The organism is Pseudoalteromonas sp. APC 3694 (genome assembly GCF_030407565.1).
In the GTDB taxonomy this organism is placed as follows: Bacteria; Pseudomonadota; Gammaproteobacteria; order Enterobacterales; family Alteromonadaceae; genus Pseudoalteromonas; species Pseudoalteromonas tetraodonis.
This window is the reverse complement of record NZ_JASDDE010000016.1, coordinates 32329-55741: the sequence shown is the minus strand read 5'-3', so window position 1 is coordinate 55741 and position 23413 is coordinate 32329. Positions and strand designations below refer to the sequence as shown.

Sequence of the window (23413 nt, the reverse complement as noted above, 5' to 3'; positions counted from 1 at the left end):
TTTTCACCAACGGTTAATTTAGCTTTGCTAAGCTCTTAATTAACCAAGCGACCAAATAAGTAAAACACAACCTAATGAAACACTACGCCATTACTATTACTTTAATAGCCCTGGTTGCATGCAATGAGCAACCCATTACAACAAACTACATGTGCGATAACACCGCTGCACAGCTGGATATTATTAGCAACAAACAGGCGACGCTCCGCTTTAATAAGCATGATTATTTATTAACTCATGAGGTGAGTGCTTCTGGTAGCAAATATATTAATACCAAGGTACTGTTTTGGAGTAAGGGCGAGCAAGCTATGCTAATAATTGACGGTAAAAAATATCAATGCACAAGCAATTAACCATTAACTAACAACATATTAAAAAACTTGCTACACTAACAAAAGTCTTAATATTGTTGATAACGTTATGCATTCTATCGCTATAAAACATAAAATAATTTTAGCCTTTTCAGCTATTGGTCTATTAATGCTCACCAGCTGCATATTTTTTTACTGGTCACTCCATCAAATCAGTACCACTAACTCGCGCATAGAAACGTTAGCGGTTCCGGTACAGCAAGCAAGTAAAGACCTGCGTTTATCGCTACTTTCAATTACTAAATTTAATGCCATTGCTTACAGCCAAACTAAACTTGATTTACTACTGCAAAATAAAAAGCAAGCACACGCAGAGCAAACACAGTTTTTTAATAAATTAGAGACGCTAAAAGCGCAAGTTGCCAAACAACAAAGTATGCAAACATTACTTGTTACTATTCATAATGACTTCACTAAACTAAATACAATAAGCAACGACATGCTTGCAGTAAAAGAGCAACGCTTTAAGGCACAAAGTACCGCCGCAGCACTGACAGTTACCTTTAATGAACAGCTACGCGATCTGAGTAACCAATTACTTGATATAGAGCTCATAAACGTAGCAGGCAACCAGCAATCGCTTTTAAATGCAGTCTTTGGCACAGCGACTCGAATTGATGATTTATTATTTACTCTAAACAATAATGTCAAAGGCATTGGGCAAGTAACCACCTCAGAAGATATCAATGCCCACCAACAAGACACTTCTTTTTTACTCGATAATATTCAATCTAATCTTAGTTATTTAGAGCAACAAGCCTCTCCTATTACAAATAAGCTCAACGCCAATGAGTTAATAGCGGCGTTTAACGATTTAAGCAGCCTATTAAATAGTCCTGATGGGCTGTATGCATTGCAGAACACTGTACTCAATAGCAAAGACAAGGTTGATCAGCGGTTTGAAAGTTTTCAACATGCCTTTATCATTATAGAAAATCAGCTAATTGAGCTTAATAAACTTGCAGACACGCGCTTTGACTCCCTGCAAGAGAGCGCTAAGTCAGCAATCAATACCGGCTCTAGCTTAGTTATTATTATTGCTTTTGTTTTAATTGTTTTGCTGGTTATTATTTCAGTGTTTACTACTAACGCCATGCTAAAACCACTTAAAAAGGTAAATAAAGAACTCGCACGCATAGCCTCAGGTGACTTTTCACAGCGTAGTAATCCTCTAAGTAAAGACGAATTTGGTACCCTACTGCATAATACTAATAAGCTTTGTGATGATTTAACTCACCTAATAAAAGGGATTAGTAACGACGCCTACGAACTCGATAACTCAGCCATTCAAACCAGTGAAAAAGGGCAGCAAATGACCATCGTTGCTAAGCAACAGCTGGAACGCAGCGCACAAGCAACCTCATTAGCGCAACGTATGCTACAAAGCTCACAAGCCGTTTACAAACAAGCGCAGAGTACCTCAAATGAAATAACGAATGCCTCGCAGTTTGCAAATGATGTCAATGACATTGCAAACAACAATAGCCAAAGTATTGAATCTCTTTTAAGCCGCTTAGATAAAGCCGTCACCAGCACCGAGGAGCTTGCGCAATACACCCAACTGATTGGCGCTATTGTTGATACGATTAGCAGTATTGCAGAGCAAACCAATTTGCTAGCGCTTAATGCGGCCATTGAAGCAGCAAGAGCCGGTGAACATGGTCGAGGATTTGCCGTAGTGGCCGATGAAGTGCGTTCGCTTGCAGCACGAACACAAAGCTCCACTAGCGAAATAACCACCATGATCAACACACTACAACAACATACTCAGACTACCCAAGCTGAAATAAATGATGGTCAACAACAAGCCAAGCATTGTGTTGAAAACAGTACTGAACTAAATGCAGCCGTTGAGCGTATCAAAAGCACGTTAGTATCGGTCAATGCAATGAGCAAAGACATTGCCCATGCATCGCATGAACAACTTGCAAACAGCACTGATATCCAACAAATAATGGCTAAGGTAACCGATCATGCCACCTTAAATGCCGACAATGCGACGACCCTAGCAAGCGAAAGTGAAGATGTTAACCAACTTGCACACTCTTTAAAAGATGCGGTAGAGCGCTTTAAGTTTTAAGTGCAAGTAATGACTTGGCTTGCATGAACTGGGTATAATACTTTTAACTTTTTGCTAAGTAACGGCCCACAATGAAATACAAAGATCTACGCGATTTTATCGATTTACTTGAAAAACGAGGCGAATTAAAACGCATCAGCCAAGAAATCGACCCGTATCTTGAGATGACCGAAATTGCCGATCGCACACTGCGTGCTAAAGGCCCCGCTTTATTATTTGAAAACCCGAAAGGGTATGACATGCCTGTTCTAGCTAACTTATTTGGTACACCTAAGCGTGTAGCAATGGGTATGGGCCAAGAAGATGTCAGTGAATTACGAGAAGTTGGTAAGTTATTGGCATTTTTAAAAGAGCCAGAGCCACCAAAAGGCATTAAAGAAGCCCTTGAACAAATTCCGGTATTTAAGCAAGTCCTTAATATGCCAGCCAAAGAAGTAAAAAAAGCGCCCTGCCAACAAGTTATTTTACAAGGTGACGATGTTGATTTAACCAAGCTTCCTATTCAGCATTGCTGGCCTGGTGATGCTGCGCCTTTAATTACTTGGGGTTTAACCGTTACCAAAGGGCCTTATAAAAAGCGTCAAAATTTAGGGATTTATCGCCAGCAGTTACTTGGCAAAAATAAAATTATTATGCGTTGGTTATCTCATCGTGGTGGCGCGCTTGATTTTCAAGAGTGGTGCAAAGAACACCCTGGTGAGCCGTATCCGGTATCAGTGGCATTAGGGGCAGATCCTGCCACAATTTTAGGGGCGGTTACTCCGGTCCCCGATACATTAAGCGAATATGCTTTTGCCGGTTTATTGCGTGGCAGTAAAACGGAAGTGGTTAAGTCTATTTCGAATGATTTACAAGTACCGGCCAGTGCAGAAATCGTGCTTGAAGGGCATATTATGCCGGGAGAAATGGCACCTGAAGGCCCCTATGGCGACCATACGGGTTACTATAATGAAGTCGATGACTTTCCCGTTATGACGGTCACTCATATTACTCATCGTAAAGACCCTATTTATCACAGTACCTTTACGGGTCGTCCGCCTGATGAGCCAGCTATTTTAGGGGTGGCTTTAAACGAGGTATTCGTACCAATTTTACAAAAACAATTTCCAGAAATTGTCGATTTTTATTTACCGCCAGAAGGTTGTTCGTATCGTATGGCCGTGGTTACCATGAAAAAACAATACCCAGGGCATGCCAAGCGCGTAATGATGGGGGTTTGGTCATTCCTACGACAGTTTATGTACACTAAATTTGTTATTGTCTGCGATGATGACATTAACGCCCGAGATTGGAACGATGTCATATGGGCTATTACCACCCGTATGGATCCTGCACGCGACACCACGTTAATTGAAAACACGCCAATAGACTATTTAGACTTTGCATCGCCTGTCTCTGGCCTTGGTTCAAAAATGGGCATGGATGCAACCAACAAATGGCCTGGCGAAACAACCCGTGAGTGGGGCGAACCTATTGTTATGGATCAAGCCACTAAAGATCGCGTTGATGAACTTTGGGATAGCCTAGGTATTCTTTAACGACTTTGGTCTAGGCTATAAACTCACCCTGCGGATATGCTACTATTGCTCAAATAAAGTGCGTATCCGCTAATTTAAGGTAAAACATGCAAACATTACACGCTGACGTTGTTTCTATCAGTCCACTAACAGAATTTGTTCATAAAGTTATTTTAAAGCCGCAGCAACCCGTCACATTTGAAGCTGGCCAATATTTACAATTGGTTTTAGGTGAAAAAGATAAACGTGCGTTTTCAATTGCAAGCCGTCCTTCACAAACGGATGCTTTAGAATTACACATTGGTGCTTCAGTTGCTGACTCATATGCTATGCAATCGCTAGAGCACCTTCGTAGTGCTCACAATAATAATCAAACCGTGACTATTGAAGCGGGCTTAGGTGTTTCTCAACTACGTTTGCAGTGCGAGCGCCCCATTATTTTACTTGCTGGCGGCACAGGCTTCTCTTACGCAAAATCAATGGCCGATCACCTTGCTGAAATAAATTGTCAGCGCCCAGTGCTATTTTATTGGGGTGTTAAAGAAGAGTCTGCGCTGTATGCACACACCGAAATGAAAGCTTGGGCAGATAGCCATAAGCACTTCGAATTTATTCCTGTGGTAGAAAATCCTACTGACAGCTGGACTGGCCATACTGGTTATGTGCATAAAGCGGTAATGGACGATATCATCTCGCTTGAACCTTACGATATTTACATGGCAGGTCGTTTTGACATGATAGGCATAGTGCGCGATGACTTTATTAGCCACGGAGCCATTCGCGAAAACATGTACGCAGATGCATTTGCTTTTATCAAATAAACGCTAGGGTCTGTTTACCTTTCAAGGTTAAATTTGCAGCAGTCTGTTTGGTATTTAGGCAAGGCAGAGCCTATGTAGTGTGGTTATTCCCCATAAATAGGCGATAACGCAGCATCAATACCAAACAGGCGCCGCCCGAAGGGTTCTGCCTAGGGGCGATTTACTCTTTGTTGCTCGGCTTTTACTTAGCCCACTAGGTTACAAACCTCACGCCGCGATTAAACCGCCTCTAGTTTGAACAAATTTTAATCCGCAAAGGTAAACAGACCCTAATATTTTTAAGGCACCTTAGGGTGTCTTAATTGTTTTTATTACCCGCCATTACCGCTGCGATGATTGTTATTACCTATTAAACTCATCAACATAAACAATTTCCTAAAATCCAATCTATAAACCATACTTTGTATAGAACATTCAGCGGGAGAAACCTAAATGCTAAATACAAAAGTAAAAGATTTTATGCAACACAAGTTGCCTCATATTACCCCTAATACAGAAATGACGACCGCCATTGCAGAACTACAAAAATTTAAATTGCTTGGTGCCCCAGTATTTGACGATAACAAGTTGCTAGTAGGTTTTATCTCTGAGCAAGAGCTACTTAAACCCCTAATGCAAAGCAGTTATTTTTGTGACGGTATGGTAAAAGTGTCGCAGTTGATGCAAACAGAAGTTGTGACGGTCAGCGGTGATACTAATATCATGGAATTAGCAGAACAAATGCAACCTGGTAAGCCAAAGAATTATCCCGTGGTTGATGGTGACGTTGTAGTTGGCATGATCAGCCGTGCCGATATTTTAAAAGCACTTTATGATAATTACGTTAGCTGTCAAACTCACATATAAACAAAAATGCCACTGTAAACAGTGGCATTTTTAATCGTATGGGTGATTAACGCTGTGCGACTTTGGTTTTGAGTGCCTGTTTATCTGCATCACTTAAATACGCAATTTCAAGTGCATTGGCTTGCGCTTTTTCCATATCAGCTTGCGATAAACCAGCTTGTGGCGCTGCAGTTGCATATTCGTACTCAATTTCAATCCCTTCAACAGCCGGATCATCGGTATTAATGCTGGCCAAAATGCCATGATCTAAAAACTGTTTTAGCGGATGCTTAGTTAAGTCATTTACTGTGCTGGTTTGAATATTGCTGGTTAAGCACGATTCAATACCAATACGGTTATCACGTAAATAATCCATTAGCGTTGAGTCTTCAATCGCTTTAACGCCATGCCCTATTCTGCTTGCACCAAGCTCGTTTAATGCTTGCCAAATACTGGCAGCACCCAATGCTTCGCCAGCATGCACGGTAACCGCTAAATACGCATCACGTACTTGTTTAAAGTGATCAACAAACAGCTCGCCAGGGTAACCAATTTCGTCACCGGCTAAATCAACCGCGACCAAATCATTTTTAAAAGCAAGTAAAGCATCCAGCTCGTGTTGACAGGTTTTAACACCATAAGTACGAGACAAAATACCAATTAAGTTTGCTTTAATATCAGCATCTTTTGTTGCACTTTTAATACCATCGACCACAGCTTCAACAACGCCCTGAGGATGTAAACCTTGGCTTTGTGCCATGTAGTAAGGGCTAAAACGTAGTTCTACGTAATCAAGGCCTTGCGCTTGTGCATCTTCAATGTTTTCTATCGCAATTCGTCTACAAGCATCATAATCACCCAGTACCGTGACCCCCCAATCAAGCTTTTGTAAAAATGCTATTAGGTTTGGCTCAGGATCAATAACCTGAACATGAGGAATAAGTGCCTCAACATTATCTGCTGGTAAAGCTATATTAAACTGACGACCAAGTTCTAATATGGTTTGCGCGCGTACATTCCCATCTAAGTGACGGTGAATATCTAGCAAAGGTATTTTTCTATTAATCATAGTAGCTACTCGGTTGAATTAAAATTGCGCGAATGATACGCAGGTACATTAATATTTCAAGTGTAGAATATTTAAAATGGCGCTTGGAGGGCTTATGTCTGCCTTTTGTACAAAAATACGTGTTACTTATCTAAGCGAGATAAATAATACCAAAGCGTTTTAAATAGCTCATCAGCTTCAATAGGCTTGGTCATGTAGCTATCCATTCCAGAGGCAATCGCTTTTTGAGCGTCTTGTTCGTGAGCGTTGGCGGATAAACCAATAATAGGTAAATCAATAAAACCTAACTCATTACGAATCACTTTTGTTGCTTGTAAACCATCCATATTAGGCATTTGAATATCCATAAATACTAGATCGTAGTTTTTTTCGCTAAGCATCGCAATCGCTTCTAAGCCATCTTTTGCGATATCAGCAATACCGTGTTTAGTTTCTAAAATAGCACTTACAACATGTTGGTTTAATGGGTTGTCTTCCACTATAAGTAATTGATATTTTTCTAAAGAAATATTACTGACATCAATTTTTGATAAAGCATCAGCACTGTATTTGGCTTTTGGCAGCGATGAATGAACTGGTAAGCTAAAAGTAAACGTAGATCCATGCCCCTCACTGCTTTTTAAATCAATAGCCCCTCCCATCAATTCGACCAATTTTTTACAAATACTCAAACCTAAACCAGTACCACCGTACTGACGCGACGTTGAGCTATCGGCTTGAGAAAAGGGTTTAAAAAGCTGTTTTTGAGCTGCAGAGCTAATGCCAATCCCGGTATCGTTAACGCTAAAGTATGTCATTTTTGATGATTGCCAAATCTTTAACGTAATACAGCCCTTTTCGGTAAATTTTACTGCATTATTTAATAAATTAAGCAGAATTTGCTTTAAACGAATAGGATCGGTATTGAGAGTTAAATGCGCATCGCTGTCATACTCTAATTTTAAAGAAAGCGATTTACTCTCCACCTCAAATTGCATTAAACCGACGATGTCCTCGGCTAATTGTTTGAGGTTCACAGGCTCTTGCATTAACTCAAGTTTACCGGCTTCCATTTTAGAAAAATCGAGTACATCGTTTAACACTCTTAATAATACACTTAGAGCACCATCAGCTTGCTCTATATAGCCTTTTGCTTGCTGCCAATCCTGTTGTTGTAGCGCTAGATAGTGCATACCCTTTATGCCATTTATTGGCGTACGTATTTCATGGCTCATGTTGGCTAAAAACTGACTTTTTATAGCACTGGCTTCATCGGCCTTTTGTTTTTCTTGGCGTAGCGTGAGTGTTTGCTTTGCCACTTGTTCGCGAATTCGAATATTGGTAGCCGTCACAGAGATCAAAAATATAATCAACAACCACACAAATAACATACCCACTATTTGCGCCAGCCAGTATATTAACCACGATGATTTTAAAACGGGTTGATGCAGCTCAACGCGCCACATTCGCTGACCAATTAACAACTGATATTTTTTTAGTAACACCATAGAATGATGCTCTGCAATATAAAGTGCCTGCTGTTTTTCAGTATTATTAATATCAAAAAAACTAATCGCAATACGCTCATTAGAGTCAAACAACAGCGACTTAGAAAGTTTAGCTAAGCTAACCACGGCAACAACAAATCCTTTAAAATCGCCTTCTGTTACCACATTTCCAAAAACGGGATACATAAAGAGTACACTTAATTCATCGTTATTCGGTATCAGTGCTGTCGGTTCACTGATCACCAATTCATTAAGTACTTTAGATTTAGTGAGTGCTGTACGCACTTGCTCGTTTGAACCTAAATCAAATCCAACAATATCTTTCATACCCCTAAGTGGATTTATATATTTTACAGGGTAATACAACTCTCGATAGGGGGCTTTTTGCCATTGCCCATTCGCTGATTTTTGTTTGATAAACGGGTTTTCGCTATCAACTTGCTCAATCCATGATTGATACTCGGCACGAGAATCATCAGTAATAGCAGGAACCCATTTAAAAGCGAGTATTTCTTCACTGTAGCTTAATTGTTTAGCCGTAAACTGCGTAAACTCACTAAAACTAACGTCTTCACTATTTGCTAAAAAACCACTTAATAAAGATAGATGTGCAATGATCTCATCTAACTTTTGATTTATAGCGCTTTGAGTCGCAAGCACTTCCGTTTCTTGTTTTTGAGTGTCTTTTTGTTTTTTTACACTCGCTGCACCATAAAAACTAATACTAATAATCGCATAAATAAGTAATGCAGGAGCAATAACTTGTAGCCGATGGCGCATCTCAGAATAGTGAAATACAGCTAATAGTAATGGGGTAAAAATTAATACGCCAATACTGTCACCTATCCACCAAGTAATAAAATTATCCAGCGCATTCGCAACAGGGATGATCTGGTTAAATACTAATAAACTCGTACCAGCAATAGCGCCTATGACACAGCCGACAGGACCTGCGATTGCTAAGCTTTGAATACTTAATTTTAACGATGAAAGGTCTAGAGGGGCTTTTATTACTTTTGTAATTATTTGCGCGCCAAGCCATGCTTGCAAAAAAGCAGCGCCGCTGAGGCCCACTGCATGTAACAAAATTTGCCAGTTAAAAATATCTGTAACATGGTCTAAATGAATTAAATTAATCAGTAAAGAACCAGCAATAATGCCTAAGTAAGCGCGATGGCGCCATAATAAAAAACTGGCTAGTGCAATGCCTGCAGGTGGCCAAGAAGCCACGGCATAACCGTCTACTGCGAGTAATAAATTACTAAGATAACCAGTAAAAAAATAAGCGCATGCAAGACTAAAAGAGAGTGTAAACACATTTTTCATAGCCTTCGCTCCTGCACTTTTAATTATTGATTTATAAAATATAATCCACTATTGGTAGAGCACAAGCGCCTTATCTAATTGTGCGCTGTGTTTATAGCTTAGTATAGCTTGTTGTCGATACTGTGATTTGTTATCGCTATTAAGCGCCTTGTCGAATACTCGTGCAGCTAAATCATAATCACCTTGGGCATTCGCTAAACACGCCAATGCTAATAATAACGCGTTATTGTGCTCGTCTTTTTTCAACCGTTCTTGAATGCTTGATTGCAACTTATATGCATTACTTGGCGCAGCTTCACGTAAAATGTCGGCAAGTTCAGTGTGGTGCTTAGCATGTTTGAGCATTTTAATTAACGCGTTTTCAATACTCGCCAACTGCCCTGTTTTTGCCATTTGAGTTAAGTACGCAGTGTGCGCATGTGCTTGCAATTTCTTACCTAATTGCTGGTACTTACTTGTTAGCTCATCACTTGCTTGAGCAGCAAAATAAGCTAAAAACACCTGTTGCCACTGCTTATCGCTTAATGCATCTTTACGTAATAAGCGCGGTAAAAAGTCTTCTAGTATTTTAAAGTGCTGCTGTTGCACCAACACTTCAGTGTACAATTTTAGCTCAAGTACCGTGGCTTTTTTAGACTCAGCCGCCATCCGTATTTGCGGTTCAATAACACTGCTGTCGCCACTGGCTAACCACAGTTTAGCCACTTTTAGTTGCTGCTCAGGGCTTATTTCAAACAAGTATTCCAGCGCTTTATCGGGTTGATTATTTGCCAGTGCAGCTTTTGCTAGTAACGCCAAACGTATGTCTAAAAATTTAGCTGGCACACTGTTACTTGATAACGCGCTTTCCACTTGCGCGTAATCGTCATTAATCAAGCTCCACAGCGCTTGCTCTATAGCTGCATGCTTGCGCTCTTGGCTGCGAGCAAAAAATCCATGTTTGGTATTTCTGTAAATAGATAGGCAGTAGCGTATGAATTTGTAAGTTAAATACAAAGCTGCTGCGCTCAGTGCCGCCAAAATACAAAACGAAACAATCGTACCTTCTATGGTCGTGTTATTAAATGAAATCAGTACATAGCCTTTTTCATCTAACACGAAAGGAGTGATCGCTAATACCAATACAATAGCGACAATAAAAATGATCAACCCTATCATTGTGCCCACTCCTTAACTTGCTCAGTACTTTGCAATGTCACCTCAGGGTTAAAGTTAAGCGGCTCTTTTTCAAGGTTTACTAAAGTTTGTAGTACCACTTTTGTGACATTATCATCTTGCTTAAAGTATTCATTAACCAAACGTTTTGTGTCGTTTAAGGCGCTAAAATAGATGCTGGCTTGCTTGCTCATTAGCGCATCTTGCGCCTGAGTAATATTGAGCTTTATGCGCTGATTAATTAGGTGGCGCTCTCTATCAGTTAATAGCGGCTCTATTAATACCCCTTCGTGATGGCGAATTGTAATAAAGCTATCAACTATTTTATTCCAGCTATTTCGGATGTTTTGTTGCCAATCACTCATATTTTCAGAGAGCGCGTTTTCGTCAATTACTGACGCTTCTTCTGGCAAATTAACCGCATTAAATACCAAGTTATCGATACGATCTCTTACACTATTTAACTGCAAGTAAATCGCCTCTGTTGCAACGGGTTTAATGCTATCGAGCGTTTGTATGTCTTGTATAATTGCTTGGCGTAACTCAAGCGTGCCTGGGTGGTCGCTTAAAAGTGAATCTAAACGTTTAAGCACTGCACTTGTGCCTTGATAATCTTGTTCAGCCCACAATTTAAATTCAGCCATACGTTGTAAGCTGGTCACTTCTTGTGGGTTTAATGTGTTACCACTTTGCTGCACTTTTTGCAGTGCTGCTTTTAATGCTTGCTGATTTTTTACAGAGTTTTCATTGAGCGCCATAGCAATTTGCTCTTCGCTCTTTTGTAACGCTTGCTGTAGACTGAGCTGCTCAGACTTAAGCGCTTGTAGCTCTTGCTGCAATATCTTATTTTGCTCTGTTAATGCATTAACCGCTAAATTTTGCACTTTACCGGCATTGAGCTTTTGATAAAACTCATAACCCACGCCACTGGCAACAAGTAACGAAATCACCAACGCTAAACTCCCCACCTTACTCACTTTATGGGTATTATTTTGCGTTTGATTATTGGCTTTTGCAGTGTCATTTTTAGCGGTGTTAGACGTGTTATTGGCTATTGGCTGCGCTGCTTTTTCTACTTTTGACGTCGCTGACTGTTCACTCATTTTGCTACCTTGCTGATTAATGCAGGCAAACATAGCGTGGTCGCTAGCCCCTGCCGCAGTATGTATATGTGTCGAATTTATTTTTTGCTGTTGTAAATAATCGCCAATACGCTCACTGGCAACATAAAATTCGCACTGTTGTAACCATGTTAGTTGCGCCGCGGTAAGGGTATTAAAAATGGCATCAACGGCGGCATTACTAGTAATGACTATACCGTGTACATTCTGGCTTTGCCAGTGGTCAATCCAGTCAGCGGGTTGTTGCGCTAACGGCTCGCGCTGATACACTACACAATTATTTAAAAAAGCACCGCGTTGTTTTAAGGTTTTTGCTATCTCAGGCCGCCCACCAATACCTTTAACTAACACAATATTACTGCCATCAACCTCAGCCAATGACTTAAGGGCCAGCAACCCCTCAGAGTCATGTTGTTTTGGCAGAGCCGCACGTACACCAAATACTTCATAAATGGTGTCGGCTGTTTGTTGGCCAACACCATAAAACTGCGCTTTGGTGTTAATTGCAGGCTTAAGGGCACTCAGTGCATGTACTGCATCTTGCGAAACAAAAATAATTTTGTCGGCATTAACCAACGGGCTTAGCTCAACGCTTGTTGGGGTTAAATACGTTATTTTTAAAACAGGACATAAAGACGCTTGATAACCCGCTTGCTCAAGTTGCTGTGCAAGGGCTGCGCCTTTTCCTTCGGGCCGAGTTATCAAGATGTGTTTCATTATGCGTCTCGATATACGTCAGCAAGGATTTTATCTGCGCCTTGTGCTAAGAGTTTTTTAGCCAGCTCAATCCCTAATTTTTCCGCATCATCAACATGCCCACTAATTTCATCGCGTAAAATTTCGCTGCCATCAATAGCCCCAACTAAACCACGTAAATGCACTTGCTCGCCATCAACCAGTGCATACGCACCAATTGGCACTTGGCAGCCCCCTTCTAAGTGGCGGTTCATTGCGCGCTCAGCATTAACACGAATACGAGTTTCACTGTGCTCCAGCGGTGCTAATAAGGCTTTAGTAACTTCATCATCTATACGGCATTCAATACCGACAGCACCTTGACCATTAGCAGGTAACGACACTTCTGGCTCAATAAAGTCACGAATACGTTCACCCATTTCTAAACGAATTAGCCCAGCCGCTGCGAGTATAATCGCATCGTATTGACCACTATCAAGCTTTGCTAAACGTGTATTTACATTGCCACGTAAGTCACGAATTTCTAAATCTGGACGCAACGCTCTAATTTGGCATTGGCGACGTAAACTTGAGGTGCCAACAATGGCGCCTTGCGGTAACGCATCAATATTGGCAAAATTATTTGAGACAAACGCGTCACGCGGGTCTTCACGCTCACAAATAACGTGTAACTCTAAATCATCTGGAAATTCGACTGGCACGTCCTTCATTGAATGCACTGCAATGTCTGCTCGCCCATCAAGCATGGCTTGTTCTAGTTCTTTTACAAATAAGCCTTTACCACCAATTTTAGCCAGTGGTGTATCTAAAATAATGTCACCTTGAGTCGACATAGGCACCAGCTCTACACGCACGTCATCGTGAAAATGCTCTAGCTGCGCTTTTACAAATTCAGCCTGCCACAGTGCCAATGCACTTTTACGAGTAGCAATGCGAACTAACTTTGTTTTTTCAGTCATAAAATATCCATTAATAATTACTGGGGTCTGTTGACCTTCCAGGATTAAAACCTGTTCTATCTGAAGGCGATTTAATCAGCTAAAATTCTAAATTTTTTTTGCGCAATGAGTAAACCTCGCTCATCAACCACATCAACGCGCCAATTCCCTAGCTGGGAATCCATAATATTTTTAGTTGAGTAAGTTCGGTAGCGCGGAGAAGTAACTTTGAGCGACACTTCCGCCATCACTTCCCCTTCAAATAACCAAATGTGCTTTACCTGCTGACCTTGTAAGTTTTTAAGCTCACTAAAAAATGACAATGATTCTTCAAATTGGCTTAAACGCACATCGGCGGCAAATACATTGGTTGGTTCACGATTACTCACACTGCGCGTCAATACGGCGCGGCTAATAGTAGCTGTATCTATTTTGGCACCTATGGCCACACTCGCAATTTGTGCTGATTCAGCAAATACTTTTTGCTCAGCCGGTTTTTCACTGGCCGTTTCGGTTTCAGGCGTTTGGTTATCTGTTGCAGCCATGGCTGCTTCTTCAGGCTCAGCAGTGAGCGTTGGCTCTACTTCTTGCTCAATATTACTTTGTTGAACTTTAGGCTCTGATGTTACTTGTTCGGTAATAGGAGCTGATCTTTGCTCATCTGGGGAAAGGATTTTAGGTGCTCCAATTGCGACACCGCTCAGCGGCTCCTCACCAGCATCTGTTGCGTTTTCACTTTCTGCTGATGCTACAGTATCATCGCTTAGCGACACAATTGCGGTTTGTTGCTCAGTAAAATCGAGCTGCTCATGAGGATGCGGCGCCCCTTGATCAGCATTCACAGCGCTAGACAGGCCGTAAATAACCGCTGCAGAGGTCATAATCACCAACATAGAAATACTCACAATCCGACGCCAATGCCACTCATAGCTCACGCGGGGTTCACTAACCTGTGGTTCACGTTTTACATTTGCTGTTATTACTATTTTTTGACTCATTTTGACCCTCAGCGGCTCCTAAACTAACTTAAGCGAGAAATTAACCATTGGCGCACAGCTTGTAACTCTTGTGTACAAACCTGATGCCCCATAGGGTATTCTTGCCAACTTACATCCATGTTATGCGTTGATAATACTTCAAACGCACTTCTACCCGCGCTATGCGGTACAACGTCATCTTGGCTCCCATGAGCCATAAATATATTTAGCTGTGTTTGCTTTGCTTCATCAGCCAATTTATGTGGCACACACATATAGGTTGATAGTGCCATAACGCCAGCAAGCTTTTGCTCTAAACGCGGGGCTAAATGTAGCGATATGACGCCACCTTGTGAAAATCCCGCTAAAATAATTTTGTTCGCCGGTATGCCGTTAGCAATTTCTTGCGTTATTAATTGCTCAACTTTTGCTGCAGATTCCCTAACCCCCTGTTCATCTGCACGTTTGTCTAAATCCATCGATTTAATGTCATACCATGAGCGCATTTGCATACCGCCGTTAATAGTAACAGCCTGCATAGGCGCATGCGGAAAGATAAAACGCACACCTAGTTCACTGGGTAAATCGAGCTGTAGCGCTACTGGGGCAAAACCATCACCTGAATCACCCAAACCATGTAACCAAATAACCGTGGCTTTATGCGTCCCCTGAGCTGGGTATTGAACAAACTCTAAACTCATAGCGATGATTGCCACTTAATTTCTTGACCCGCTTGACGTGTTGACGCTTCATTGATGAAACTCCAAAACTCTGCGCCTGAGCGGTTATCAATCCATTGACCATCACGCATTTCAAAATGGTGACCATTAAATTTTGTTGCCACCCACACTTGATGCAACGGTGCTTGCTTATTAATCACAATTTTACTGCGATCTGGAAAAATAATTTCTAAAATACCTTGAGCCGATTCATAATCTAAATCTGCTTCACAATCATCAACTTGTTCTTCAATTGTGAACATAAGAGCTTCTGCTAACTGGTGATATTCGTGATCAGTCATCGTTAATTTCCTTTGCAGGCAAGACGCCTAAATAATGGGTGCATGTTTGTACAGCTAGTGTAACAGGAATAAAATCATCCGCGAATAGCTGCATTTTTTAGATATTCTGTTACTCTGCGATTATAAAGCCAGCAACCGTATTAATCTAATGAAAGCGACATATACCTTACAATTAAAACAACTATTAATCAGCACCGTTTTGTTGTGTGCGTTAGCTGGCTGTGGTCAAAGCGGCCCGCTGTACTTACCAGAGCAGCCTACTGAACAAAATCAGCCAACAGACACCCCCAACAAGCAAACACCTATTGAGCAAAAACAGGAGCAGTAAATGGATTTTTTTAATTATAAAAACAACCAACTATTTGCTGAAGATGTCAGCGTAGCAACGATTGCACAGCACTATGGTACACCGTGTTATGTGTATTCAAGAGCGACGTTTGAACGCCATTATTTAGCGTTTGCCAATGCAGCTCAAGATCATAAAAGCCTAGTGTGCTACGCCGTTAAAGCAAATTCAAATATTGCAGTATTAAATATACTGGCGCGACTTGGTGCGGGTTTTGACATTGTTTCAAAAGGCGAGCTCGCGCGGGTCATTAAAGCGGGAGGCGCAGCCAATAAAGTGGTGTTTTCTGGGGTTGCTAAAACCGCTGACGAAATTGCTTATGCGTTAGAATTAGGTATTAAATGTTTTAACGTTGAATCAATCTCAGAGCTTGAGCGCATTTCAGAAGTAGCCTGTGAGCTTAATCTAGACGCGCCAATTTCTATTCGTGTTAATCCTGATATTGATGCTAAAACGCACCCGTATATTTCTACTGGCCTAAAAGAAAACAAATTTGGCATTGGTATCGAAACCGCGTTAAGTGTGTACCAACATGCTGCGTCGTTACCTGGCTTAAATATAGTTGGGGTTGATTGTCACATTGGCTCACAGCTGACACAAACCAAACCGTTTTTAGAGGCGCTTGATAAACTACTGGCATTAATTGATGAGTTAAAAAATGCAGGTATTGAGTTAAGCCATTTAGATATTGGTGGAGGCCTTGGAGTAACCTACGACGACGAACAGCCTCCCCACCCGAGTGAGTATGCAGCACAAGTAACACAGCGCCTTACCAATTATCGCCACCTTGAACTGATTTTTGAACCAGGACGGGCTATTGCCGCCAACGCTGGGATTTTAGTGACTCAGGTTGAGTTTATTAAGCAAAATCAAGACAAGTATTTTGCGATTGTTGATGCGGGTATGAACGACATGTTGCGCCCATCACTTTATCAAGCTTGGCAAAAAATTATTCCTGTCTCGGTGCGTGATGACGAAACACCTACCCACAACTATGATGTAGTTGGGCCGGTGTGTGAAACCGGTGACTTTTTAGGTAAAGACCGCCCTCTAGCACTCAAGCAAGGTGACTTGTTAGTGCAGCGTAGCGCTGGAGCGTACGGCTTTACAATGAGTTCAAATTATAACTCACGCCCACGGGTTGCCGAAATAATGGTAGATGGTGAGCAACATCATCTTATTCGCGAACGCGAAACCATCGAAAGCCTATACCAAGGTGAGAAAATTTTACCATAAACGTTTTTGTTACCTAGCTGCTCTGTGGCATGATTAGCACAGAGCAAAACCGAATTAGAGCGCTATGTTAGTTAATTTTTCCAAAATGCACGGCTTAGGTAACGACTTTGTTGTGATTGATAATATTACACAAAACGTTTTTTTATCCCGTGATCAAATCAAAAAGCTGGCCGATCGCCATTTCGGCATTGGGTTTGACCAATTACTGATGGTTGAAGCCCCTTACTCACCCGATCTCGATTTTCACTATCGGATTTTTAATGCCGACGGCCACGAAGTAGAACAATGTGGTAATGGCGCCCGTTGCTTTGCCCGCTTTGTACGCATGAAAGGCTTAACCAATAAACATAAGATTAGCGTGTCGACTAAGTCAGGTAATCTCACCCTGTATATTGAAAAAGACGGCCAAGTAACGGTTAACATGGGACACCCTAATTTTGAGCCGAGTAAAATCCCGCTCAAAGCAACCAAACGTGAGCTGACTTACATTATTCGTGCAGAAGAGCATACCGTTTTTAGTGGTGCTGTTTCTATGGGTAACCCGCATTGCGTAATGGAAGTAGACGACATTGAAACGGCACAAGTGAGTACCCTTGGCCCGTTGCTTGAAAATCATGAACGTTTTCCACAGCGCGCAAATATTGGCTTTATGCAGGTTATTTCTCAAGAACACATTAAACTCAGAGTGTGGGAACGTGGTGTAAGCGAAACACTTGCTTGTGGTACCGGTGCATGTGCCGCTATGGTGATTGGCTTTATTCAAAACAAGCTCACCAGCACAGTGCAAGTTGATTTACCAGGCGGTAGCTTACAAGTTCGCTGGAGTGGCGAAGGCCACCCAGTGCGTATGACAGGCCCCGCTGAACATGTATTTGATGGGCAAGTTGCACTATGAGTGAATTAACTAAACAGCAAGTAATAGATTACTTACAACAGCACCCTGATTTTTTAATAAATCAACCTGCGCTATTAGCGCAACTTGAGTTACAACAGCAAGTTCAGGGTGCGACTTCGTTAGTACATATTCAGCAACGTCAACTACGTGAACACAATACTCAGTTAAAACATCAAATCGAGACGATGACCAAGCATGCCACGCAAAATGAACTCGTGTACCGCTTGTTCAGTCAATGCCATCGTCAGCTTTGGAGTAATTACGACTTTAATACTTTGGCAAGTAACTTACGCAACATTATTTGCATGAGCCCGACTATCAATGAATGCAAACTCGTAAGATACGACAGCGCGTTTGAGGGCTTAGTAGAGCATAGATTGTCAGATAGTAATCATTATTTAGGGCGGGTAAATCAGCAAGAGCGCGACTTACTCTTTAACGATGATACCCAATCGGCCGCCCTGTATTTAATTGGCGAACCCACTAACCCCTACGCAATTTTGGCTTTTGGCAGCCACGATGAGAACCACTTTGAGCCCTCACAAGATAACTTATTTGTGTTAGATTTTGTACGCTCATTACAAATACGGTTACTGGAACTGGCATGAGCGACGACACGCCAAATATTAGCGACTTAAGCGATAACTGGCGTACACCCATCACGTTATTTAGTGATTACTTAAAATTTGAACGCCAGTATTCAGCGCACACCGTTAATCAATATGTTAGCCAATTAGGTTTTGCCGCCTTGTATTTTAATAAGCTATGCGACAATTGGTTTGCGGTACAAAGTGAGCACATTCGCCGTTACAGCATGGCGCTGCGCGCCAAGCAACTGAGCAGTAGAACAATCAGCTTAAAGCTAAGCTGCATTCGAAGTTTATATAAGTTTTTAAAAGCAAAAAATATTACTGAGCAACCGCATTACCATAACCCCGTGCAAGGGATAAAAGGCCCTAAATTTGCCAAGCCTTTACCTAAAAATCTTGATGTTGACCAAATGGCACGTTTACTCGAAATACCCGATGACGATCCACTTGCCATTCGAGATAAAGCCATGATGGAACTCATGTATTCATCAGGTCTGCGCATTAGCGAGTTAGTTGGTGCTAACATGCAGGATGTAAACGCCCGTAATGGTGAAATACTGGTACGTGGTAAAGGTGCAAAAGAACGCCTAATACCGGTTGGCTCTAAGGCCCTTGAGGCATTAAAGAAATGGCTCGCGGTTCGGCCGCTATTTATGGGCGCAGACGAACACGCGGTATTTTTAAGTAGTAAAAAAAACCGTATCTCTGTGCGCCAAGTCCGTTTGCGAATGCAAGAATGGGGCATTAAACAAGGTATAAGCTCACAAGTGCATCCGCATAAATTACGCCATTCATTTGCGTCGCATATTTTAGAATCGTCTGGCGATTTACGAGCAGTACAGGAGCTATTAGGCCACAGTAGTTTATCTGCAACCCAAGTTTATACTCATTTAGATTTTCAACACTTGGCTAAGGTGTACGACAACACCCATCCACGTGCTAAGAAACGGACCGATTAGGGTAATAACCATGATCCGATTTAATCGCGCAATTTCTCCTTTTTCTGTACTAAGCTTTGACTTAGACGACACCTTATACGACAACCGCCCAATCATAACCGCAGCCGTTCAGGCACAAATTGATTATTTAAATGCGCTGCCAGGCTATAAAAAACAGGGGCCACAGTTTTGGCAACAATGCCGTGAGCGAGTTGTTCAACACCAACCTGAACTCATTGATAACGTCACTCAGTGGCGTAAACATACCCTACGCTTAGTTTTGTCTGAGCTTGGTTTTAAAGACGATGAAGTAGAGCATCATGCACACAGTGCTTATCAAGCATTTGCTGATGCGCGCAGTAATATTGAAGTGAGCGAAGACGTACTAACATTGCTCGATAAACTAAGCCAGCACTACAAATTAATTGCCATTACTAACGGTAATGTAGAGGTTGAGCGATTTAATTTAAAAGATAAGTTTGAACTGGTGCTGCAAGCTGGCTTGCACGGTAAGGCTAAACCACATACGACCTTATTTGATCAAGCTGCAACACATTTGCGTATTAACAACAGTGAAATTTTACACATAGGTGACAGCCTTGATAGCGATGTGCAAGGTGCTAATAACGCTGGCTGCCAGTCTGTGTGGTTAAATAATCAAGCACAAGCCTATGCCTACAAAGGACTTGCTGATATTGAAATAACCAACATTCATGCGTTAACCCACTTAATTGGTAAATAAACTATGCTTGTTTTATTGGCTCAATTGAATATAAATCAATCACAAGATAGGTTAGGGGTAATTACTTAACAATATCTTATAATAACAAGGACAGCGTATGACGCTCACAAACTACTTAACAACGCTCGCGAATGAGCCTAAGAGCATTGGTTTTGCTGATACTATGGCCGTTATTGATGCGCATTATACTTTTACAGCGTGCAGTTTTAGTAACCATGGGTTATTGAGCTCTGCGAGTGAAAATAACGGTTCATGCAAAATTTTTGCGTTTGCTAAGCTCAATGGTATTAGTAAGCAAAATACATTAGATTGTTTTGGGGCATTTTATCGCGAAGACGTACTAAACAACCCAGATGCAGACGATCACATGAATATTCGCACCTTTATGTTAGCGCCTGAAGCCACCCCATTTTTAGGTATTACCTTTGATGGTACGCCATTAACAGCAAAAAAATAACGCTCCAATCAGCGTTATTTAGCCACTATTAGCGGTTTTTCCATAAAGTAACGAGTGCCATTAAGTGGGTAATTATCAAGTTGATATTTAACTTGGTAACCCCGTTTTTCATAAAAAGGCTTGGCTTGAAAATCTAAGGTGTCAAGCTGAGCCTGAACGGCACCCATTTCAATTGCTGCATTTTCAAGTGATGTTAATAACGAATCAGCCAAGCCATTGCCTCGTGCAGATTCATCGCACCATAACCAGCTTATTAGCAACCAGTTACCAAATACATGACCGCTTATGCCTGCAACTAACTCACCTTGTTTATCGAGATATTTAAAGCCAAGAGGTAGACGCTGTGCGTCGAAGTGCTGAGCATTAAACTCAAGCATGTGCTCGCGCAGTGCTTGATTTAATTGCTCATAATTATCGGGATGTAATAGGTACATTGGATGATTTCAAATAAACCTATATTAGCAAATACCTGACATTAAAACAGGTTGTTTTGCCCAAAGGGCACTTCGAGCATATTACTGGAAATTTTTTCTGGTTGACCACACATTTCATCATAAGCACTGGTGTGCCTTAGCATCATTTGTGCATAGGCGATATCTTCAAAGCGTTTTTGAATATGTAATGGGCTTAGTGCCTTCATAAATTCACCATTACTTTCTTGTACGTAGTATTCAACATTATTTATGACAACAGACACTTGGTACAAGGCCATTTCCAGTGAATGAACAACCACTTTTTGTAATGGCTGATGCTTTGTTAGTTCTGAAAATTGAATACCCATAGTAACCTACCTACTGTTAAATTAACTGTCCAAGTAATCAATACGCAGCTTTGCTATAATCGCGATCAATATTTTTTAATTACACGGCATTATGGATACAAAAATTCGACTCGCTAAATACATTGCCCATGCCGGTGTTTGCTCACGAAAACAAGCGTCGCGCTTGATTGATGAAGGCGTTGTCATGGTTAATAATCGCCCCGCTAATCATATTGATCATGTGGACAAAAACGACCGTGTTATCGTTAATGGTCACGCCATTAAAGGCCCAGCCGATTTAGTGTACTTTGCCTATCACAAACCGGTAGGGATTGACTGTAAACTCAATCAGCACGACCCAAGCAGCCTTATTCATCATTTACCGCAACTAACACGGGTATACCCTATTGGTCGCCTTGATAAAGACTCACGCGGATTGCTTATTTTGACCAATGATGGAGATTTTTGTAACCAGCTGATCCACCCAGACTTTCATCAGCCTAAACGCTATTTAGTCACTGTGAATAAACCATTAGACGCGCATTTTTGCGAAAAAATGGCTGCAGGCGTCCCTGTCGATAAGCAAATGACTTTGCCGTGTGAGGTGACTAAAATCACTGACAATCAGTTTAGTATTATTTTAAAACAAGGGCTCAACAGACAAATTCGTAAAATGGCGCATTACTGTGGTTACAAAGTGATTGATTTATACCGCGTACAAATAAGTGAATTACTGTTAGACCATTTAAATTTACCTGAAAACCAGTTTATAAAAATTAATAAAAGCGACATTTTAGGCTAACAAGCTCACGCTACCCTCCCTCACTTTAATGCGATAAAAAATATAAAATAAACGTGCAAAAATAGATTACAAATGTAGTCTTAAATTAAAGATTACACTTGTAGGCAATAAAATGATCGAATTATCAAAAGCAGAATTTGAAGTGCTGGACGCACTCTGGATTAACTACCCCGCCACAGCCAGCCAAATTATTGAGCGTTTAAGTGACGATAAACAATGGTACGAAAAAACCATTAAAACCTTATTGGGTCGTTTAGTAAAAAAAGGCGCGCTTAGCTTTGAAAAAGACGGCCGCCAATATATTTACACCCCCTGTATAAAGTGTGCTGATTACACTTTAAAGGAGAGTAAGAACTTCATAGAGCGCTTTTTTAGTGGTCGTATTGCCCCTTTGGTAAGTGGCTTCGCTAAATCGGAGCAACTCTCTCAGCAAGATATAAACGAGCTTAAAAAAGTCATTGATGACTGGGAAAATAATCAAAAGTAAGGAGTTTGCATGGTAATTTAAATAGGATTTAATTGGCTCATTGAACAGCAGCTATTATTAAGTCTGTTGTTTGCAGGGTTTGTTTTACTTGAGCGCTTTGGCTTAAAAACCCTTGGTTCACACTTTGTGTATAAATTAGCTTGGTTAATACCTGTATCAGTTCTGTTGGCTAATTTACCTAGTGCAATTAAGCCACTACAAAATAGCAGCATTAGTTACTATTTAATTACACCTAATCAGGTACTTACAAACGACTTGAGTGTTAGTTTGGCGCTACTGTATGTCATTATTACTACGATCTTATTAATTGCCGCTGTTGTTACCCATACCCGATTTGTCAAAGGCCTACAGCTCACTGAATTAGCGCACTTTAAGCAAGTAACAATAGGAGTACAAGCTTATACCAGCGCTCAGGTGGCTACGCCCATGGTCATTGGTGTTTTTAATAGCAAACTGGTATTGCCGCACAATTATAATACTCTGTTTGATAAAGCTACATTGGCGCTTATTTTAGAGCAAGAAAATGTGCATATAAAACGCAAAGATAACCTAACAAATGCGCTGCTATTACTGGCTACAATTTTAATGTGGTTTAACCCTTTAGCTTGGATGGCTTACGCAAGCTTTAGACGCTTACAAGAGCTGACTTGTGATGAACGGGTACTAAGCAATAAAACCACAAAGCAACTGATTTTATACAGCAAAGCCTTAATAAACTGCGCTGCCAATGCGCCAGCGGGTCTGATGGCTTATTCT

At 41.2% G+C, this 23413-nt stretch carries 24 protein-coding genes and 1 pseudogene; 15 read left to right on the top strand and 10 right to left on the bottom strand.

Annotated elements, in window-relative coordinates; translation table 11 throughout:
- The first annotated feature begins 74 nt into the window (after positions 1-74).
- The 5 genes from QMA00_RS07745 to QMA00_RS07725 all read left to right on the top strand — a co-directional run bounded on the left by QMA00_RS07745 (position 75) and on the right by QMA00_RS07725 (position 5635).
- Positions 75-353: an MliC family protein gene (locus QMA00_RS07745; RefSeq protein WP_036980861.1), complete on the top strand. Its 279-nt coding sequence runs from the start codon at positions 75-77 to the stop codon at positions 351-353.
- Positions 354-420: 67 nt separating this feature from the next.
- Positions 421-2451 (top strand): methyl-accepting chemotaxis protein, encoded by a 2031-nt coding sequence (locus QMA00_RS07740; protein WP_076922609.1) that lies wholly within the window; start codon positions 421-423, stop codon positions 2449-2451.
- Positions 2452-2522: 71 nt separating this feature from the next.
- Positions 2523-3989: a 4-hydroxy-3-polyprenylbenzoate decarboxylase gene (gene ubiD, locus QMA00_RS07735; RefSeq protein ID WP_290156707.1), complete on the top strand. Its 1467-nt coding sequence runs from the start codon at positions 2523-2525 to the stop codon at positions 3987-3989.
- A gap of 86 nt (positions 3990-4075) precedes the next feature.
- The gene (gene fre / locus QMA00_RS07730) at positions 4076-4789 is read left to right on the top strand and encodes an NAD(P)H-flavin reductase (protein ID WP_069438769.1); all 714 of its coding nucleotides are present in this window, start codon (positions 4076-4078) and stop codon (positions 4787-4789) included.
- A gap of 432 nt (positions 4790-5221) precedes the next feature.
- Positions 5222-5635 (top strand): CBS domain-containing protein, encoded by a 414-nt coding sequence (locus QMA00_RS07725; protein ID WP_013463737.1) that lies wholly within the window; start codon positions 5222-5224, stop codon positions 5633-5635.
- Between the two features lie 46 nt (positions 5636-5681).
- Here the strand turns inward: QMA00_RS07725 and add are convergent, their stop codons facing one another.
- The 8 genes from add to cyaY all read right to left on the bottom strand — a co-directional run bounded on the left by add (position 5682) and on the right by cyaY (position 15404).
- On the bottom strand, positions 5682-6683 hold the full coding sequence (gene add, locus QMA00_RS07720) for an adenosine deaminase (protein ID WP_076922608.1): 1002 nt from the start codon (positions 6681-6683) through the stop codon (positions 5682-5684).
- Positions 6684-6805: 122 nt separating this feature from the next.
- On the bottom strand, positions 6806-9496 hold the full coding sequence (locus QMA00_RS07715) for an ATP-binding protein (RefSeq protein WP_076922607.1): 2691 nt from the start codon (positions 9494-9496) through the stop codon (positions 6806-6808).
- Positions 9497-9544: 48 nt separating this feature from the next.
- Positions 9545-10654 (bottom strand): heme biosynthesis HemY N-terminal domain-containing protein, encoded by a 1110-nt coding sequence (locus QMA00_RS07710; protein WP_076922606.1) that lies wholly within the window; start codon positions 10652-10654, stop codon positions 9545-9547.
- Positions 10651-12489, bottom strand: coding sequence for a uroporphyrinogen-III synthase (locus QMA00_RS07705; RefSeq protein WP_076922605.1), 1839 nt, complete (start codon positions 12487-12489; stop codon positions 10651-10653). Before QMA00_RS07705 ends, QMA00_RS07710 begins: the two co-directional genes overlap by 4 nt.
- On the bottom strand, positions 12489-13427 hold the full coding sequence (gene hemC, locus QMA00_RS07700) for a hydroxymethylbilane synthase (protein ID WP_069438765.1): 939 nt from the start codon (positions 13425-13427) through the stop codon (positions 12489-12491). Before hemC ends, QMA00_RS07705 begins: the two co-directional genes overlap by 1 nt.
- 71 nt (positions 13428-13498) lie before the next feature.
- The gene (locus QMA00_RS07695) at positions 13499-14404 is read right to left on the bottom strand and encodes a DUF2914 domain-containing protein (RefSeq protein ID WP_076922604.1); all 906 of its coding nucleotides are present in this window, start codon (positions 14402-14404) and stop codon (positions 13499-13501) included.
- Between the two features lie 23 nt (positions 14405-14427).
- Complete coding sequence (locus QMA00_RS07690; protein ID WP_076922603.1) at positions 14428-15084, bottom strand: dienelactone hydrolase family protein; 657 nt, start codon at positions 15082-15084, stop codon at positions 14428-14430.
- On the bottom strand, positions 15081-15404 hold the full coding sequence (gene cyaY / locus QMA00_RS07685; RefSeq protein ID WP_013463729.1) for an iron donor protein CyaY: 324 nt from the start codon (positions 15402-15404) through the stop codon (positions 15081-15083). Before cyaY ends, QMA00_RS07690 begins: the two co-directional genes overlap by 4 nt.
- Positions 15405-15552: 148 nt before the next feature.
- Here cyaY and QMA00_RS07680 point away from each other — a divergent pair, with 148 nt between their 5' ends.
- From QMA00_RS07680 to QMA00_RS07650, 7 genes are all read left to right on the top strand, one after another.
- Positions 15553-15732, top strand: a complete 180-nt coding sequence (locus tag QMA00_RS07680) for a lipoprotein (RefSeq protein WP_013463728.1) — start codon at positions 15553-15555, stop codon at positions 15730-15732.
- Entirely contained in the window at positions 15733-16986 is a 1254-nt protein-coding gene (gene lysA, locus QMA00_RS07675; RefSeq protein ID WP_024601982.1) for a diaminopimelate decarboxylase, read from the top strand. It begins immediately after the preceding gene.
- Positions 16987-17050: 64 nt separating this feature from the next.
- The gene (gene dapF, locus QMA00_RS07670) at positions 17051-17881 is read left to right on the top strand and encodes a diaminopimelate epimerase (protein ID WP_013463726.1); all 831 of its coding nucleotides are present in this window, start codon (positions 17051-17053) and stop codon (positions 17879-17881) included.
- Positions 17878-18489: a DUF484 family protein gene (locus QMA00_RS07665; protein WP_076922602.1), complete on the top strand. Its 612-nt coding sequence runs from the start codon at positions 17878-17880 to the stop codon at positions 18487-18489. The genes dapF and QMA00_RS07665 overlap by 4 nt, the downstream gene beginning before the upstream one ends.
- Complete coding sequence (locus QMA00_RS07660) at positions 18486-19430, top strand: tyrosine recombinase XerC (RefSeq protein WP_076922601.1); 945 nt, start codon at positions 18486-18488, stop codon at positions 19428-19430. Before QMA00_RS07665 ends, QMA00_RS07660 begins: the two co-directional genes overlap by 4 nt.
- A gap of 10 nt (positions 19431-19440) precedes the next feature.
- Positions 19441-20151, top strand: a complete 711-nt coding sequence (locus QMA00_RS07655; protein ID WP_013463723.1) for an HAD-IA family hydrolase — start codon at positions 19441-19443, stop codon at positions 20149-20151.
- Positions 20152-20248: 97 nt separating this feature from the next.
- On the top strand, positions 20249-20608 hold the full coding sequence (locus QMA00_RS07650) for a HopJ type III effector protein (RefSeq protein ID WP_076922600.1): 360 nt from the start codon (positions 20249-20251) through the stop codon (positions 20606-20608).
- 14 nt (positions 20609-20622) lie between these two features.
- On the opposite strand, the gene QMA00_RS07645 is transcribed toward QMA00_RS07650, so the two are convergent.
- Both QMA00_RS07645 and QMA00_RS07640 read right to left on the bottom strand, forming a co-directional pair.
- Positions 20623-21042, bottom strand: coding sequence for a GNAT family N-acetyltransferase (locus tag QMA00_RS07645; RefSeq protein ID WP_076922599.1), 420 nt, complete (start codon positions 21040-21042; stop codon positions 20623-20625).
- A gap of 41 nt (positions 21043-21083) precedes the next feature.
- Positions 21084-21389: a DUF6482 family protein gene (locus QMA00_RS07640; RefSeq protein WP_076922598.1), complete on the bottom strand. Its 306-nt coding sequence runs from the start codon at positions 21387-21389 to the stop codon at positions 21084-21086.
- Between the two features lie 91 nt (positions 21390-21480).
- On the opposite strand from QMA00_RS07640, the gene QMA00_RS07635 reads away from it, so the two are divergent.
- The 3 genes and pseudogenes from QMA00_RS07635 to QMA00_RS07625 form a co-directional block, all read left to right on the top strand.
- The gene (locus tag QMA00_RS07635) at positions 21481-22170 is read left to right on the top strand and encodes a pseudouridine synthase (protein WP_076922597.1); all 690 of its coding nucleotides are present in this window, start codon (positions 21481-21483) and stop codon (positions 22168-22170) included.
- A gap of 112 nt (positions 22171-22282) precedes the next feature.
- Positions 22283-22657, top strand: coding sequence for a BlaI/MecI/CopY family transcriptional regulator (locus QMA00_RS07630; protein WP_076922596.1), 375 nt, complete (start codon positions 22283-22285; stop codon positions 22655-22657).
- A 21-nt stretch (positions 22658-22678) separates the two neighbouring features.
- Positions 22679-23413 (top strand): annotated as a pseudogene (locus QMA00_RS07625) (M56 family metallopeptidase); the annotation flags it as partial.